General features: G+C 41.7%; 14 protein-coding genes. 7 read left to right on the top strand and 7 right to left on the bottom strand.

The window, feature by feature from the left end; all coding sequences use genetic code 11:
- Nucleotides 1–148: 148 nt before the first annotated feature.
- Both PSE69_RS10860 and mdtD read left to right on the top strand, forming a co-directional pair.
- On the top strand, nucleotides 149–847 hold the full coding sequence (locus PSE69_RS10860) for a FadR/GntR family transcriptional regulator (protein ID WP_004923944.1): 699 nt from the start codon (nucleotides 149–151) through the stop codon (nucleotides 845–847).
- Between the two features lie 49 nt (nucleotides 848–896).
- Nucleotides 897–2,303 (top strand): multidrug transporter subunit MdtD, encoded by a 1,407-nt coding sequence (mdtD, locus tag PSE69_RS10855; protein WP_004923945.1) that lies wholly within the window; start codon nucleotides 897–899, stop codon nucleotides 2,301–2,303.
- Here the strand turns inward: mdtD and rbsR are convergent.
- The 6 genes from rbsR to rbsD all read right to left on the bottom strand — a co-directional run bounded on the left by rbsR (nucleotide 2,300) and on the right by rbsD (nucleotide 8,131).
- Nucleotides 2,300–3,301 carry a ribose operon transcriptional repressor RbsR gene (gene rbsR / locus PSE69_RS10850; protein WP_014657138.1) on the bottom strand — a complete coding sequence of 334 codons (1,002 nt, stop codon included), beginning with the start codon at nucleotides 3,299–3,301 and terminating at the stop codon, nucleotides 2,300–2,302. The two genes, mdtD and rbsR, sit on opposite strands and share 4 nt — an antisense overlap.
- A 3-nt stretch (nucleotides 3,302–3,304) precedes the next feature.
- Complete coding sequence (gene rbsK / locus PSE69_RS10845; protein WP_004923951.1) at nucleotides 3,305–4,234, bottom strand: ribokinase; 930 nt, start codon at nucleotides 4,232–4,234, stop codon at nucleotides 3,305–3,307.
- A gap of 81 nt (nucleotides 4,235–4,315) precedes the next feature.
- The gene (rbsB, locus tag PSE69_RS10840) at nucleotides 4,316–5,206 is read right to left on the bottom strand and encodes a ribose ABC transporter substrate-binding protein RbsB (protein ID WP_014657139.1); all 891 of its coding nucleotides are present in this window, start codon (nucleotides 5,204–5,206) and stop codon (nucleotides 4,316–4,318) included.
- Nucleotides 5,207–5,230: 24 nt separating this feature from the next.
- Nucleotides 5,231–6,193 (bottom strand): ribose ABC transporter permease, encoded by a 963-nt coding sequence (gene rbsC, locus PSE69_RS10835; RefSeq protein WP_004923956.1) that lies wholly within the window; start codon nucleotides 6,191–6,193, stop codon nucleotides 5,231–5,233.
- Nucleotides 6,190–7,704 (bottom strand): ribose ABC transporter ATP-binding protein RbsA, encoded by a 1,515-nt coding sequence (rbsA, locus tag PSE69_RS10830; protein ID WP_004923958.1) that lies wholly within the window; start codon nucleotides 7,702–7,704, stop codon nucleotides 6,190–6,192. The genes rbsC and rbsA overlap by 4 nt, the downstream gene beginning before the upstream one ends.
- A 7-nt stretch (nucleotides 7,705–7,711) precedes the next feature.
- Nucleotides 7,712–8,131, bottom strand: coding sequence for a D-ribose pyranase (gene rbsD / locus PSE69_RS10825; RefSeq protein ID WP_004923960.1), 420 nt, complete (start codon nucleotides 8,129–8,131; stop codon nucleotides 7,712–7,714).
- Nucleotides 8,132–8,411: 280 nt separating this feature from the next.
- On the opposite strand from rbsD, the gene ravA reads away from it, so the two are divergent.
- Both ravA and viaA read left to right on the top strand, forming a co-directional pair.
- Entirely contained in the window at nucleotides 8,412–9,926 is a 1,515-nt protein-coding gene (ravA, locus tag PSE69_RS10820; RefSeq protein ID WP_004923961.1) for an ATPase RavA, read from the top strand.
- A gap of 2 nt (nucleotides 9,927–9,928) precedes the next feature.
- On the top strand, nucleotides 9,929–11,386 hold the full coding sequence (gene viaA / locus PSE69_RS10815) for an ATPase RavA stimulator ViaA (RefSeq protein ID WP_004923962.1): 1,458 nt from the start codon (nucleotides 9,929–9,931) through the stop codon (nucleotides 11,384–11,386).
- Here viaA and asnA read toward each other — a convergent pair whose 3' ends face one another.
- The gene (gene asnA, locus PSE69_RS10810) at nucleotides 11,387–12,379 is read right to left on the bottom strand and encodes an aspartate--ammonia ligase (protein ID WP_004923963.1); all 993 of its coding nucleotides are present in this window, start codon (nucleotides 12,377–12,379) and stop codon (nucleotides 11,387–11,389) included.
- Between the two features lie 161 nt (nucleotides 12,380–12,540).
- On the opposite strand from asnA, the gene asnC reads away from it, so the two are divergent.
- From asnC to mnmG, 3 genes are all read left to right on the top strand, one after another.
- A complete protein-coding gene (gene asnC, locus PSE69_RS10805; protein WP_121874772.1) occupies nucleotides 12,541–13,002 on the top strand; it encodes a transcriptional regulator AsnC in 462 nt (153 codons plus the stop codon).
- Nucleotides 13,003–13,093: 91 nt separating this feature from the next.
- The gene (mioC, locus tag PSE69_RS10800) at nucleotides 13,094–13,534 is read left to right on the top strand and encodes an FMN-binding protein MioC (RefSeq protein WP_004923965.1); all 441 of its coding nucleotides are present in this window, start codon (nucleotides 13,094–13,096) and stop codon (nucleotides 13,532–13,534) included.
- A gap of 378 nt (nucleotides 13,535–13,912) precedes the next feature.
- Nucleotides 13,913–15,802 (top strand): tRNA uridine-5-carboxymethylaminomethyl(34) synthesis enzyme MnmG, encoded by a 1,890-nt coding sequence (gene mnmG / locus PSE69_RS10795; protein WP_004923968.1) that lies wholly within the window; start codon nucleotides 13,913–13,915, stop codon nucleotides 15,800–15,802.
- Nucleotides 15,803–15,804: the final 2 nt, after the last annotated feature.

The raw sequence follows: 15,804 nt of genomic DNA, 5'->3' as shown, positions 1-15,804 counted from the left end.
CTTATTTTGCATTTTCTTTTCGTTCGCGCTTTTTTTCATCAAAACGGTGATAAATCAACTAAAACAACGGTAGAATTGATTATTTCAGCAGCAATTATCCCCCAACTCACGTAATATAATTGCTCAAGGTTATGTATTGGGACTAATTATGGAATTTAGTGAGCAGCAAACTGCTTCGCAAAAAAACCTTTCTTATCTTATTGCCGAACAGCTAGGCCAAGAGATTTTGAAAGGCACTTATTTACCAAGCTCTATTCTTCCCAGTGAAATAGAGTTATCTGATAAATTCCAAGCCAGCCGCACAGCGATTAGAGAAGCGGTTAAGATGTTAGCAGCAAAAGGGATGTTACTTGCGCGTCCTCGCATTGGCACAAGAGTTATGCCTTCATCCCACTGGAATTTTTTGGATCAAGATCTGCTTAAATGGTGGATAAGCAGTGATGAACAAACGGTCGTTATTAGGCATTTTCATGTTGTAAGACTCGCGATTGAACCGCAAGCTTGCTACCTTGCCGCAAAACATGCCACAGACAAGCAAAATAATTTACTCAAAGCACTCGCCAATGAAATGCAATTATTAGAAAAGCAATTTGATAGGCAACGTTGGATAGATGTTGATCACCGTTTTCATCTAACGATTTATGAAGCTTGTGCCAATCCATTTTTGATCTCCTTTGCCAATTTATTCCGTTCTGTCTATCAATTCTATTTTGATGCGATTACAGAAAATGACGTTATTGAAGTAGACATTCATCAGCAACTGGCAAATGCCATAATAAAAGGTAATAGCGCCAAAGCGTTTGATCTCTGCTATAAGTTATTAACTATTACTGGAAAACAAACCTAACACGATAACTTTCCATGTTTGCTTTAACTTTTTATTTAATAGGTTACCGATGTTAAAAACAGCTAAAAGCATGTCAGGCCTTCCATGGATAGCCGCAATGGCATTTTTCATGCAAGCCCTTGATGCAACCATTTTGAACACGGCGCTACCTGATATCGCCAAAAGCCTCCACCATTCACCACTCGCCATGCAATCTGCGATTGTCAGTTATACATTAACAGTTGCATTATTAATTCCTGTGAGTGGATGGTTTGCAGATAGGTTCGGCACTCGTCGCATTTTTATTATCGCTGTTTCACTGTTTTCCTTTGGTTCCCTTCTTTGTGCGCTATCACCGTCATTGACATTCTTAGTCACCTCCCGCGTTATCCAAGGTATTGGTGGGGCAATGATGATGCCTGTTGCGCGCCTTGCATTGATCCGTGCCTATCCACGCAGTGAATTACTCCCAATATTAAACTTTGTTACTATCCCTGGATTAGTAGGTCCTATCTTAGGCCCTTTACTAGGCGGTGTATTAGTGACTTATGCCACATGGCATTGGATCTTTATTATCAATATTCCGATTGGTATTTTAGGGATCTTGTACGCCTTAAAATCAATGCCTGATTTTAAAATGCCAAAACGTAAGTTTGATGTTCTTGGGTTTATTCTCTTTGGCTTTGGTCTTGTCATGTTATCAGTCAGTCTGGATCTCTTTGGCGACAAGTCCTTGCCCGGTTACATTCCAGCATCCATCGTACTCGGTGGTTTTGTATGCCTATTTCTTTATGTTTTTCATGCTCGACGTATAAAACATGCCATCATTCCACTAAATTTATTTAAAACCCGTACTTTTAGTATTGGTATTAGCGGTAATATTGCCACTCGATTAGGGACAGGAAGTATTCCATTTTTGATGCCATTAATGTTGCAGGTTGGTTTTGGCTACGAAGCGGTTATCGCCGGTATGATGATGGCTCCAATGGCTATAGGGTCAATTATCGCAAAATCAGCAGTAACTCGGATACTGACTCGCTTTGGTTATCGAAAAACACTGTTTACCGTGACGGTCATTATTAGTTTTATGATAGCTCAGTTTTCTCTCCAGACCCCGACTATGTCTATCTATTTACTGGTGATACCTCTATTTGTGCTTGGGATGGTTATGTCAACGCAATTTACTGCGATGAATACGATTTGCTTAGCTGATTTAACAGATAATAATGCCAGTGCGGGGAATAGTATGTTAGCGGTGACTCAACAGCTATCGATCAGTTTTGGTATTGCAGTCAGTGCGGCAATATTGAGCTTCTATGAAGGCTTACCACATGGGAATACTGTAGATAATTTCCATTACACCTTTATAACTATCGGTGCTATTACATTACTTTCTGCATTTGTCTTCTTGTTGTTGAAGAAAAGTGATGGTCAAAACTTAATAAAAAATAAGTCTAAACCATCAGATAAGAACTAATTTCGTTTAACGGATTGGCGCTCAACCAGTTTGGGCGTCAACACCAAAACGTTAGCGTCGGCTTCAGGGTTATCCATCCGAAAAATAAGCTGGTCGACAGCCAATTTACCTAATTCATCTTTTGGTTGATGAATCGTCGTTAATGGCGGGATCATATAAGGTGATAAGTCGATATCATCGTAGCCAATGATTGAGATATCATCAGGTACTTTCAGTCCTTTACGAAATATCGCCTGATAAGCGCCAACGGCCATGGCATCATTCCCGGCAAAAATAGCTTTAGGTGGGTTAGCAAGCGCCAACAGTTTATTCATTGAATTAAAGCCACCAGCAAATTCAAAATCACTAAAAATAATATATTCATCAGGAATATTCAGCGATGCTTGCTTCATCGCCTGCATGAAACCTTGGAAACGCGCACGTGCTGGTGATTTGTCTTGGGGGCCTGCGATGCAAGCAATTTGGGTGAACCCCGCATCAATTAAATAACGTGCGGCAATCTCCCCGCCAAGAAAAGAGTTATCTTGAATAATATCGCCATCAGACTCAAAGGGAGACCAATCCATCATCACGGTAGGCACTGCGGGATAACGGGAAAGAACCTCTTTTGATGGCCCCTGAACTTCTGTACACATCATCAGTAAACCATCAACGCGTTTCTGTAATAGTGTTTCTAAACTATGATTCATCCGCTGAAGGTCGCCTTCAGTATTACAGAGGATCAAACTATAACCACGTTCATAACAACTGCGCTCAACCCCACGAACCACTTCTGCATAAAAAGGGTTATTACTGGTTGTCAGTAACATACCTATCGTATTAGTACGATTCATTTTTAAGCTACGAGCTAACGCCGATGGAGCATAATTTAGCTGCTCAATCGCATTTTTGACTCGTAATGTCACACTTTCGCTGACATAGCGATTTTGGTTGATGACATGAGAAACGGTGGATGTCGACACGCCAGCAAGGCGCGCAACATCTTTCATTGTTGCCACAAGCTATTCCTGTTGAGTTAAAAATGCATCGATTTCATTGCGCCATGGTACAGAGGGTTGTGCACCGGGTCGAGTTACCGCAATTGCAGCCGCTGCATGAGCGAAAACAATAGCCTCAGCATCACTTTTCCCTTCAAGTAAAGCGGTAACATAAGCGCCATTAAAGGTATCCCCTGCCGCAATTGTATCGACGGCTTTCACTTTAAATCCAGCGATAATTTTACCTGTTGAACCTTTTTCACTATACCAAACGCCTCTCGCCCCTAACGTAATCATGACTTTACTGATACCTTTATCATGCAATACTTGAGCTGCCGCTTGTGCGCTCTGATCATCTTTGACGGTAATTCCAGTCAAATGCTCCGCTTCTGTTTCATTTGGCGTAATAATATCGACTAAAGCAAGTAACGAGTCAGGAAGAGCTTGGGCAGGTGCAGGGTTTAAGATGACTTTTGTACTGTTTTTTTGTGCAATTTCCGCTGCTAACTGAACCGCTTCAATAGGGGATTCTAATTGCATCAGTACGGCATCTGCATCAATGATTTTTTGCTGATAGTGGTTCACTCTTTCTTTAGTTAAATGCGCATTGGCTCCAGCATGGATACCAATTACGTTTTCACCTTGTTGGTTTACAAAAATCAGTGCAACACCCGTTGTTTCATTATCAACGACATCAATACATTCAACATCAATATGATCATTTTTGAGCTGCGTTTTGATGCTTTGCCCAATGCTATCGTTACCGACGCAAGCAATAAATGTTATGTCAGCACCACTTCGTCCAGCAGCAACCGCCTGATTCGCACCTTTACCACCAAAAGCAACCTGATAGTGATTCCCTCTAACCGTTTCTCCCGGTTGCGGAAATTGCCCGATGTTTAGAATATGATCAGCATTGATACTACCTAAAACCACAAGTTTAGCTGCGCCCATAACATTTATTTCCTTTTGCCTTTTTTATTTTATTCGCAAATAGAGCAAACCGCCGTTAAGGATAACGGCGGTTAATCTTTATTACTTTTTAACAACCAGTTCTAGTTCTACAGGTACTGTTGGCTCGACCTTTTCACCTTTCAAAACTTTATCGGCGATTTGTACACCTACAATGCCAATTTGATCAGGGCGCTGTGCAATTGTTGCGCCTAGTTTGCCCCCTTCAACCGCTTTAATACCATCATTGGTTCCATCGAACCCGACAACTAATACATCATCACGTCCTGCGGTTTGTAACGCTCTTAGCGCCCCTAATGCCATTTCATCATTTTGAGCAAATACCGCTTGCACAGTAGGATGCGCTGTCAGTAGGTTTTGCATCACGTTTAAGCCTTTTGTTCTATCGAAATCAGCAGGCTGGCTGGCTAATACATTAAATTTATGCTCTTTTGCACCGGTATTAAAACCTTCACCGCGTTCACGAGCTGCGGAAGTTCCTGTGATCCCTTCGAGTTGGATCACTTTGGCGTCGTTACCTGTTTTTTCAGCGATAAAATCTGCCGCCATCTTACCGCCCATTCGGTTATCAGAAGCGACATGACTGACTACATCACCTTTGTTAGCTGCGCGGTCTAGGGTGATAACAGGAATTTTTGCTTTATTGGCCATGATAATGGCATTCCCAACCGCATCTGAATCGGTCGGGTTAATCAACATGAGTTTAGTGCCACGAACAGTTAAATCTTGAACGTTAGCTAGCTCTTTAGCAGGGTTATCTTGAGAGTCGAGTACTATTAGTTCGTAACCTAATTTATCGGCTTCTTTTTGAGCACTATCTTTCATTGTCACAAAGAACGGGTTGTTCAGTGTGGAAATAACCAGAGCGATACTCTCTTTCGCCATCGCATTAACACTCACAGTAGCACTTAAAGCGACGGCTGATAGCAAGGTTGCGAGTTTTTTCATTTTCATAATCGTATTCCTGTAGGGTATAAGTTACTTTTTATTATCAACGAGTACGGCAAGTAAGATGACAACCGCTTTTACAATCATTTGATAGTTTGATGATATACCTAGTAAGTTTAAGCCATTATTGAGAAAACCTAAGATAAGAGCACCAATCAAAGTTCCAACAATGCGTCCTTTACCACCAGCCAGACTTGTACCGCCAAGAACAACAGCGGCAATTGCGTCAAGCTCATAACCATTACCAGCCATTGGTTGCGCTGACGACAGTCGAGCAACTTCAATAACACTCGCCAATGCCGCTAATAATCCACACAGGGCATAGACAATAATTTTAATTCTGTCGACATTAATGCCGGATAAGCGCGTCGCGGCTTCATTTCCACCCAATGCGTAGATATATCGACCCAAACGGGTGTGGTGTAATAGATACCATGCCGCGGCAAACACAATGATCATCAACCAAACAGGGGTCGGGATCCCGAAGGGACGACCAATACCAAACCAGCCGAAAAGATCCGCATTATCACTGAAACCTGTATTGATCGGGCTACCATCGGTATACACACGTGTCACCCCCCGCAATAACAACATCATGACTAATGTCGCAATAAAGGCTTGAACTTTACCTTTGGCGACAATCACCCCCGTACAAGCACCAATAGCAGCCCCAAGGGCTAATGCTCCCGCAACGGCGACGAAGGCATTCACATCAGCCCCCACCATCGATGCCGCAACAGCCCCTGTTAAAGCCAGTAATGAACCAACAGATAGGTCAATACCGGAGGTTAAGATCACCAACGTCATCCCCACAGCCATGATGGCGTTAACCGATGTCTGTTGCAGGATATTAAACAGGTTATTAAGGGTGAAAAAATTCGGGCTAAGGGATGAAACAATGGCAATTAACACTAATAATGCAATCAGTGATTTTTGCTCCATTAGCCATGCTTTACTGAACCAACGTTTTGAGGTTGTGGTATTCGATGTCATTCTGATAACTCCTGAACTGAGCCGTAGCTTTTGCCAACAGCGGCAGCCATTAAGACTTCTTGAGTGGCCTGTTTAGCTGAAAACTCACCGCTAATATGCCCTTCATGCATAACGAGAATGCGGTCACTCATCCCAATCACTTCTGGCATTTCAGAAGAAACTAAGATGATGCTCAGCCCTTCTTTTTTAAATTGGTTAATTAATTGATAGATCTCTTTTTTAGCCCCAACATCCACACCTCGAGTTGGTTCATCTAAAATCAGGACTTTAGGCCTTGTCATCAAACCACGCGCAATCGCGACTTTTTGCTGATTTCCTCCCGATAGGTTGCCAATAATCTGATCCATGGAAGGGGTTTTGATATTAAATAAGCGAATAAAGTCACCGACCGTCTGTTGTTCTTCTTTATGTTTAAGATTGCCGCCAGCACGACTAAAGTAACGAAGTGCTGTCAACGACATGTTCTCTTTGACGGACATGCCTAGTACTAAACCGTCACGTTTACGATCTTCCGAGATATAGACAATGCCGTTATTTAAACCGTCTTGTGGCGTTTTTAATGAAATACTTTTGCCATCAAGGCGTACTTCACCTGATTTTTTTGTCGCAGCGCCGTAAATGATCTTCATTAATTCAGTACGCCCTGCTCCCATCAAACCAGAAACGCCTAGAATTTCACCGCTTCTCAATGAAAAGCTGGCATTATCGACACCAGGGCCTGATACATTTTCAACCTGTAAGCGAACCTCTCCCACCGGAACATGAATACGTGGGTATTGGTCTTCTAATTTACGGCCCACCATCATTTCAATCAGGGTTTCTTCTTCTAATTCTTTGACAGGTTTTTCACCGATAAATTGTCCATCACGAAACACGGTTACATCATCACAGATTTCAAAAATCTCTTTTAAGCGATGAGAGATATAAACAATTCCACGCCCTTGCGCTTTAAGCTCTTCAATAACTCGAAAGAGTGATGCTGTTTCCGTATCTGTGAGGGCATCCGTTGGTTCGTCCATGATGATGACTTGCGATTCAAAACTTAACACTTTCGCTATCTCAACCATTTGCTGTTCGCCAATAGAAAGCTCAGCGATCAATTGATGGCTGTCATAATCCAAGTTCAGGCGTTTTAGTAGCTTATCGGATTCACTGAACATGGTTTTCCAGTCGATTTTGCCGAATTTATTAACAAATTCGCGACCAAGGAAAATATTTTCAGCAATTGTCAGTTCAGGGATCAAATTAAGCTCTTGATGAATAATACCAATCCCTGCTTCTTGTGAATTTTTAGGGCCATGAAAGACCACTTCTTTCCCTAAATAACGGATAGCGCCAGCATCTTTACTATAGATACCTGTAAGCACTTTCATCATGGTGGATTTACCCGCACCATTTTCACCGACTAGCGCCATCACTTTTCCTGGGTAAACTTTAAGTGCAGCACCGTTTAGTGCTTTTACTCCGGGAAAAGACTTTTCAATGCCAATAAGCTCTAATAAAGGCTGCATACACACCTCAAAACGTCACACCAGAACAAAGGATCACATTAGCAAAAGGTGAACACTCCCCTGTTCTAATCACCGCTTTGCTGTCATGAGTCATTTTTTTAAAGCTTTCATGACTACAATATTCCACTGTTATTGGTTTTCCTTGGGCAAGCTCTAATGCCTGCAAATGTGCCAATATCGCATGTTCCATTTCAGGATTAACGGTCGTGATCTCGCCAGCCAAAATTGCCTTTTCAATCTGCATCTCTTGAGTAATGACACTCAATACCGACATCAAATCGGGCAAACCTTGTGTAATAGCTAAATCAATACGTTCAACCTGCTGTGGTATAGGTAACCCAGCATCAGCAATTGTGATATGGTCGGTATGACCTAACTTTGCTATCACGGATGTAATATTGGAATTAAGCAAAATACCTTTTTTCATTGTTCCCGCCGTTTCCTTATGAGCGAAACGTTTCGCTAAATCTAATCATAGATAAGAAAATGAACAACACAATGTTGTTGGCTAAGATTTGTGATCGCCATCGAAACGTTTCGTTAGCGCCAAAAAGAGAAAAAAAGATGAAAGTATTGAATTAGTTATAGCTGAATCGTTTTTGTTGATAGTGAGTCTAAATCAAAGAAAAATGACAAAATTCGTTGCAAAATTGGCACCTCGATGGATAACCTAGCAATAAATGACATAAATAATAAAAGGAACGAATATGCAGTTAGCGGAAAGAATCGCCCAACTTAGCAATTACCTTGAAAGTGGTTTGTATGAACGCCAGCAAGCAATTCGTTTATGTTTATTGGCCACATTAAGTGGTGAAAGTGTCTTTCTTTTAGGGCCTCCAGGTATCGCTAAAAGCTTAATTGCACGCCGCATGAAGTATGCGTTTCGCCACGCGAATGCGTTCGAATATTTAATGACCCGTTTTTCCACACCAGAGGAAATTTTTGGGCCATTATCCATCCAAGCTTTAAAAGATGAAGGGCGCTATCAACGACTAACAAAAGGCTATTTACCTGATGCTGAGGTGGTTTTTCTTGATGAAATTTGGAAAGCTGGCCCCGCTATCTTAAATACCCTACTCACCGCTATCAATGAACGGAAATTCCGTAATGGAGATGGTGAAAGTGCTATTCCTATGCGTTTATTAGTCACCGCATCTAACGAGCTTCCTGATGCTGACAATAGCTTGGAAGCGCTATTTGACCGAATGCTTATCCGTATTTGGCTCGATAAAGTACAAGAAAAACAAAACTTCCGAGCGTTGCTGACAGGTAAATCCCCCCAAGATGAGTCACTGGTTCCTGAACACTTAAAAATCAGTGATGATGAATATAAAGAGTGGCAACAGCAAATCCCTAAAATTACGCTGCCCGATCACTGTTTTGAACTTATTTATCAACTCCGCCAGCAACTGGATGCCACCGATAAACACCTTTATGTCTCGGATAGACGCTGGAAAAAAGCGGTCTATTTATTACAAGCCAGTGCGTTTTTTAATGGGCGAAATACCATTTCACCCCTTGATATCATCCTATTAAAAGATTGTTTATGGCATGACATGCAATCGATGAATGCCTTACCTCAATTACTCAAGTCCATATTAGAAGAAGATGGCTGGCAACAGAGAAAACTCTCTCGTGAAATAGAAATGCTCTACCAAGAGTGGACCTCATCAACCCAAGATCAAAACAATCAAAATGCTTTTAAGGTCAATAAAAATACGCCAATGTTTGCTCGTAAGCCAACGTACACTCTTCCAGAAAATATCAAAGAGGGGCGTTTAACACTATTTTTGCATAAGCCACTACAGTTACATGATATAAAAGTAACGTTTATTACCACGGATAAAAAGTTACTGACTCATTTTCTAACGAAAGGTACTACTCTATCAGCTCACCTCAATGGTATTGGTTTTGCACAAGAAATTGCTGCTGAAATTAATAACTTAAATCAGATTCAGCTATTAGATGTGAGTCACCAAGCTTCCACTCTTTATTTACAAGAATCCACCACCACCGTCGATAAAACGGATAACACACAATGGTTAGAAAAGCTTGATAAGATCCAACAAGATATTCAATCGGCGCGTTATCAATTTGAACAACAACAGCCCAATTTATTTATTGAATCAAGCTGGCTGGCAGGAATCGAAGGAAGCTTTATGAAGTTAACTGAAAAGCTCACTCAGTTACGTAATCAAATAACAGGAAAAATGGCGGATTAACTATGCTGAGTTTAGCCACGCTAGACTTATTGCTTTCCGTTAATGAAAGCCAGCTTATAGAAGAGATTATTATCTCTCTTCTTGCCACACCTCAACTCGCCGTTTTCTTTGAAAAACACCCTCGACTTAAAAAAGCCCTGTTAAAAGATTTATCGGAATGGAAAAAAGATCTTAAACAAAAGCTGCAAGATGCCTTAGTGCCTGCTCAGCTCGCTGAGGAGTTTCAACTTTATCAACAGTCTCTTGGTCAAGCGACTGAGTTATTTTTTAATCAATTACCCGAGATTATTGAAACACTAAAAGCCATAGACTCTCCTTTTTATGCCGAAGCCTGCAAATTAAGTTCAGGTAAAATAGAGAATAAAAGCGCTAGGCAAAGTTTATTTATCCAACGCTGGCGGATCAGTTTGATATTGCAGGTGACAACTTTACATAAGGAGTTATTAGAGCAAGAAAAAGAGCAGTTACTCGCTGAACTACAACAACGGCTCGCGTTAAGCGGTAATCTTGAAGAGATTTTAGGTGAAAATGAGCGGGCTGCTGGCCGGTTATGGGATTTAAGTAAAGGGCTAAATACAGCATCAGCCTATAATGATAAGTTATTGAATCAATATAGTGATTTTTTACGCCAACAACCAGAATTGGAAAAGATAGCTCAATTATTAGGCCGCAGCCAATCTGCTCGCACCCTGCCTGAAGATAGCGTGCTGCTAGAGCCAATGACTATCTTCGAGAAAGTCCCTGAAACAATACCAGAGCAAGTTGATGGATTAAGCCAAAGTGATGACGTATTACGACTATTACCTACCGAATTAGCGATGTTAGGGCTTGAAGAAATTGAGTTTGAGTTCTATCGAAAACTGCTTGAAAAGCAGTTAATCACTTATCGTCTCCAAGGGGAAAGTTGGCAAGAAAGACGAGTATTGCGCCCCGTAACTCACCATCATCATGAAGAGCAACCTAGAGGGCCTTTTATTGTCTGTATTGACACTTCAGGCTCTATGGGGGGAATAAATGAGCGATGTGCAAAAGCATTTTGCCTCGCATTATTAAAAATTGCGCTGGCGGATAACCGTTCATGTCACATCATGTTATTTTCTACTGAACTCGTCCATTATGATTTACTCTCCGTGGATGGTTTAGAGCAGTGTATTCGTTTTTTACACCAAACATTTCGTGGAGGAACAGATTTAGCTAACTGTTTGCAAGAAACGGTCAAAAAACTCGAAACCCCGACATGGTCAGATGCTGACGCGGTGGTGATTTCCGATTTTGTTTCTCAACGTTTGCCTGACGAATTAATCAAAAAGATAAGATCCCTTCAGCAGGTAGGGAAATACCGCTTCCATGCGGTATCTGTTTCAAATTATGGGAAACCCGGCATCATGAAGATATTTGATCATATCTGGCGCTTTGATACCGGATTAAAAAGCAGGTTATTGCGCCGCTTTAGTCGCTAACTACAGCATACCCGCAACAGATTCACGAGTTTCTGGAGACCAAACACCACATTGAACTTGGCCAATGTGCTGACGTTGGAGCAGTAACATCACTAAACGTGACTGACCAATACCGCCGCCGATAGTCTGTGGCATTTTGCCTTCGACTAATGCTTGGTGCCATTCTAGCTCCATGCGCTTTTCATCGCCTGTTAAGCTTAGCTGACGAGTCAGGCACTCAGGGCTAACACGGATCCCCATTGACGAAATTTCAAATGCGTCTTGCAGCACTGGGTTCCACACAATGATGTCACCGTTTAAGCCTTTAAAGCCATCTTCGTTTTCAGTTGTCCAGTCATCGTAGTCTGGTGCACGCACATCATGCGCTTCACCGTTTGATAGCTTCCCACCGATACCGATAAGGAAAACAGCGCCTAATTCTTTAGCAATCGCACGTTCACGGCCTTTTGCATCTAAATCAGGATAGCGTTGTAGCAGTTCTTCACTGTGGATAAAGTGAATTTGGTCTGGCAGGAACGGTGCCAGCCCAAATTCGCTGCTAATTGCGGCTTCTGTTTGTTTTATTGCCTGATAGATTTTACCCACTGTCTGCTTCAGATAAGGAAGTGTACGCTCCTCATCTGCCATCACTTTTTCCCAATCCCACTGATCAACGTAAACAGAGTGGATTGGTGTTAAGCGATCTTCGTCCGGACGTAACGCTTTCATATGAGTGTAAAGGCCTTGGCCTTGTTTAAAATCGAAACGGCCTAATGTCTTACGTTTCCATTTAGCCAAGGAGTGAACCACTTCAAAGGTTGCGTCAGGAATTGATTTTACTTTTACTTGAACCGCTTTTTCATGGCCTGACAAGTTATCCTGAGTTCCATCACCTAAACGGCTTAAGATAGGACCTTGAACTTCAATTAAGCCAAGCTCTTTTTCAAGTAAACGTGAAAAATAAGATTTAACAAAGCTGATTTGCTGCTGTTGTTCGATGAATGATTTGTCCATTTTATTTACCCATAATTTGTTAGCTGCGTTAGCCGATGTGTAGATTAAGCAACAAAACAGGGGTGGAATTCAATATACTTCATTAAAAAAACACTTTCCCATTTATTTTATCTAAAAAAATGGGTATAAAAATGAGAATTCGTTAAATTAAGGAGGTAATAATGCCTGAAAATTATCAAATCGATAATCTCGATCGTGACATACTTCACGAATTAATGCGCAATGCACGTACAGCTTATGCTGAACTTGCTAAAAAATTCTCCGTTAGCCCAGGTACTATTCACGTCCGTGTAGAAAAAATGAAGCAGGCAGGGATCATTACAGGAACACGTATTGATATCAGCCCGAAACAACTCGGTTTTGATGTGTGCTGCTTTATTGGCATTATTTTGAAAAGTGCTAAAGATTATCACACCGCCCTCAAAAAATTAGACGCCCTAGAAGAAGTAGTTGAGGTCTACTATACGACTGGGCAGTACAGTATTTTTATTAAGGTGATGTGCCGATCTATTGATGCCCTCCAAGACCTACTTATCAACAAAATTCAAACTATCGATGAAATTCAATCGACAGAAACGCTGATCTCGCTACAGAACCCGATCATGAGAACAATCACCCCATAGAAAAAAATTTATATAACCACATTATCCACAGGTAGATCCCAGCTCATTCACAGCGTACAATAACGCCCTAATATTGCTATCGGGAATCACCATGACAAAAGTAACCCTAATAAGTGGCAGCACAATGGGCAGTGCTGAGTATGTTGCAGAACATATGGCTGAGATCTTAGAAGAACTTGGTTATGAAACAGAAGTGCAGCATGGGCCTGATCTTGACTCACTTCCACGTGAAGGTTTATGGCTGGTGGTGAGTTCCACTCATGGGGCAGGCGATCTTCCTGAAAATATTCAACCTCTAGCTGAACAAATTGAAAGCCAATCCCCTGATCTTAGTCAGGTGCTGTTTGGTAGTGTAGGTATCGGTAGTTCTGAATATGACACTTTCTGTGGCGCGATCCATAAATTAAGTCGCCTATTAGTCGATCATGGGGCGAAAAGGATCGGTGAGCCACTAGAAATCGATGTACAGCAACACGAAATACCGGAAGATCCGGCAGGGGAATGGGTTAAAATTTGGGCAAACGAACTCTAGTTTGTTCAAAATAACAACGAACAGATGTGGATAACTCTGGTAAGATCGCGGTATTAACCCGTAGTTATCCATAGTATAAGTTTTAAAGGGTCGGATGCCTGTGCATAACCCCCCTTTTAGATCCCAGCTTATACGCAAAAGGATCACGGATCATTCACAGTATATGATCCTTTACACTTTTATGATCTTTAAAGTGAAAAGTCAGTTATCCACAGATATCGATGATCCTAATAAAAGATCTAATAAAGAGATCTTTAAATAAAAAGATCTTTATATAATAAGGCTCGGATCAACTTAGCTTGGTCTATCCTTAAAACTTGAGTAGAATTCTCTCCTCGAATGCAACACTCAGCATTTTTCTAACGTTAAGGTTCACACATGTTTTATCCAGAGCAATTTGACGTCATCGTAATTGGTGGTGGTCATGCCGGTACTGAAGCAGCAATGGCAGCTGCACGTATGGGGCGTCAAACCCTATTACTGACTCACAATATTGATACATTGGGCCAGATGTCTTGCAACCCAGCCATCGGTGGGATCGGTAAGGGGCATCTGGTAAAAGAAATTGATGCCCTTGGTGGCCTAATGGCTATCGCGACAGACAAAGCGGGTATTCAATTTAGAACCCTCAATGCCAGTAAAGGGCCAGCTGTTCGTGCAACTCGAGCACAAGCAGACCGCGTCCTTTATCGCCAAGCGGTAAGAACGGCTTTAGAAAATCAACCAAATCTCATGATCTTCCAACAACCCGTGGAAGACTTAATTGTGGAAAATAACACGGTTACTGGTGCGGTAACCCGTATGGGGCTGAAATTTAAAGCCAAAGCAGTTGTGTTGACAGTCGGTACTTTCCTTGATGGAAAAATCCACATTGGTTTAGAAAATTACAGTGGTGGACGAGCAGGGGATCCCCCATCTGTTTCACTGTCACAGCGCCTAAGAGAATTACCTTTACGTGTTAATCGTTTAAAAACGGGTACACCACCAAGAATTGATGCTAGAACAATAGATTTTAGCCAATTAGCTCAACAGCTTGGTGATGATCCAATGCCTGTATTTTCCTTTTTAGGATCACAGGATCAACATCCACAACAGATGCCTTGCTATATCACTCATACGAATGAAAAAACCCATGATGTGATTAGAAATAACCTTGATCGTAGCCCAATGTATGCTGGGATCATTGAAGGGATCGGTCCTCGTTATTGCCCATCGATCGAAGATAAAGTCATGCGCTTTGCCGATCGTGACGCTCACCAGATCTTTTTAGAGCCTGAAGGGTTAACGAGCAATGAAATATACCCTAATGGGATCTCCACCAGCCTACCATTTGATGTACAGATGCAAATTGTCCACTCAATGAAAGGGATGGAAAATGCAAGGATCGTACGTCCGGGTTACGCTATTGAGTATGATTTCTTTGACCCTAGAGACCTAAAACAAACACTTGAAAGTAAGTTTATTAATGGTTTGTTCTTTGCTGGTCAAATTAACGGAACTACAGGTTATGAAGAAGCTGGTGCGCAAGGGTTGCTAGCTGGCTTAAATGCGGCTCAATATGCTTTTGATTTAGAAGGTTGGTTCCCTCGTCGTGACCAAGCTTACATGGGAGTGCTGGTGGATGACCTTTGCACCCTAGGAACAAAAGAGCCTTACCGTATGTTTACTTCTCGTGCAGAATATCGATTAATGTTACGTGAGGACAATGCTGACTTGCGCTTAACAGAAAAAGGCCGTGAGTTAGGATTAGTCGATGATGTCCGTTGGGCTCACTTTAACAACAAAGTTGAGTTGATTGAGAAAGAGCGTCAACGCCTAAAAGATATTTGGGTTCATCCAAAATCTGAAGGTCATGATGAAATCAATCAGATACTGTCAGTTCCGCTTTCTAAAGAAGCGAACGGGGAAGACTTATTACGTCGCCCTGAAATGGATTACCAAACATTAATTTCACTAAGCCGTTTTGCACCGGGGATCACCGATCCTCAAGCTGCGGATCAAGTTGAAATTCAAGTGAAATATGAAGGTTATATCGCTCGTCAGCAAGAAGAGATTGAGCGCCAACTACGCAATGAAAACACCTTATTGCCTGTTGATCTTGATTATAAGCAAGTCAAAGGGTTATCAAATGAAGTGATGGCTAAGCTAAATGATCATAAGCCAACTTCAATTGGTCAAGCTTCGCGTATTTCGGGAATTACTCCAGCAGCAATTTCCATCTTGCTTGTTTGGTTAAAAAAGCAAGGCATGTTGCGTAGGAGCGCTTAATA

Origin of the sequence: Providencia sp. PROV122, from assembly GCF_028482365.1 — a bacterium.
In the GTDB taxonomy this organism is placed as follows: Bacteria; Pseudomonadota; Gammaproteobacteria; order Enterobacterales; family Enterobacteriaceae; genus Providencia; species Providencia stuartii.
This window is presented reverse-complemented; position numbering and strand designations above follow the sequence as displayed.

What these genes read in the sequence shown, in the direction of transcription:
- PSE69_RS10860 (WP_004923944.1), top strand. Translation starts at nt 149, where the DNA reads ATGGAATTTAGTGAGCAGCAAACTGCTTCGCAAAAAAACCTTTCTTAT.
- mdtD (WP_004923945.1), top strand. Translation starts at nt 897, where the DNA reads ATGTTAAAAACAGCTAAAAGCATGTCAGGCCTTCCATGGATAGCCGCA.
- rbsK (WP_004923951.1), bottom strand. Translation starts at nt 4,234, where the DNA reads ATGGGCGCAGCTAAACTTGTGGTTTTAGGTAGTATCAATGCTGATCAT.
- rbsB (WP_014657139.1), bottom strand. Translation starts at nt 5,206, where the DNA reads ATGAAAATGAAAAAACTCGCAACCTTGCTATCAGCCGTCGCTTTAAGT.
- rbsC (WP_004923956.1), bottom strand. Translation starts at nt 6,193, where the DNA reads ATGACATCGAATACCACAACCTCAAAACGTTGGTTCAGTAAAGCATGG.
- rbsA (WP_004923958.1), bottom strand. Translation starts at nt 7,704, where the DNA reads ATGCAGCCTTTATTAGAGCTTATTGGCATTGAAAAGTCTTTTCCCGGA.
- rbsD (WP_004923960.1), bottom strand. Translation starts at nt 8,131, where the DNA reads ATGAAAAAAGGTATTTTGCTTAATTCCAATATTACATCCGTGATAGCA.
- ravA (WP_004923961.1), top strand. Translation starts at nt 8,412, where the DNA reads ATGCAGTTAGCGGAAAGAATCGCCCAACTTAGCAATTACCTTGAAAGT.
- viaA (WP_004923962.1), top strand. Translation starts at nt 9,929, where the DNA reads ATGCTGAGTTTAGCCACGCTAGACTTATTGCTTTCCGTTAATGAAAGC.
- asnA (WP_004923963.1), bottom strand. Translation starts at nt 12,379, where the DNA reads ATGGACAAATCATTCATCGAACAACAGCAGCAAATCAGCTTTGTTAAA.
- asnC (WP_121874772.1), top strand. Translation starts at nt 12,541, where the DNA reads ATGCCTGAAAATTATCAAATCGATAATCTCGATCGTGACATACTTCAC.
- mioC (WP_004923965.1), top strand. Translation starts at nt 13,094, where the DNA reads ATGACAAAAGTAACCCTAATAAGTGGCAGCACAATGGGCAGTGCTGAG.
- mnmG (WP_004923968.1), top strand. Translation starts at nt 13,913, where the DNA reads ATGTTTTATCCAGAGCAATTTGACGTCATCGTAATTGGTGGTGGTCAT.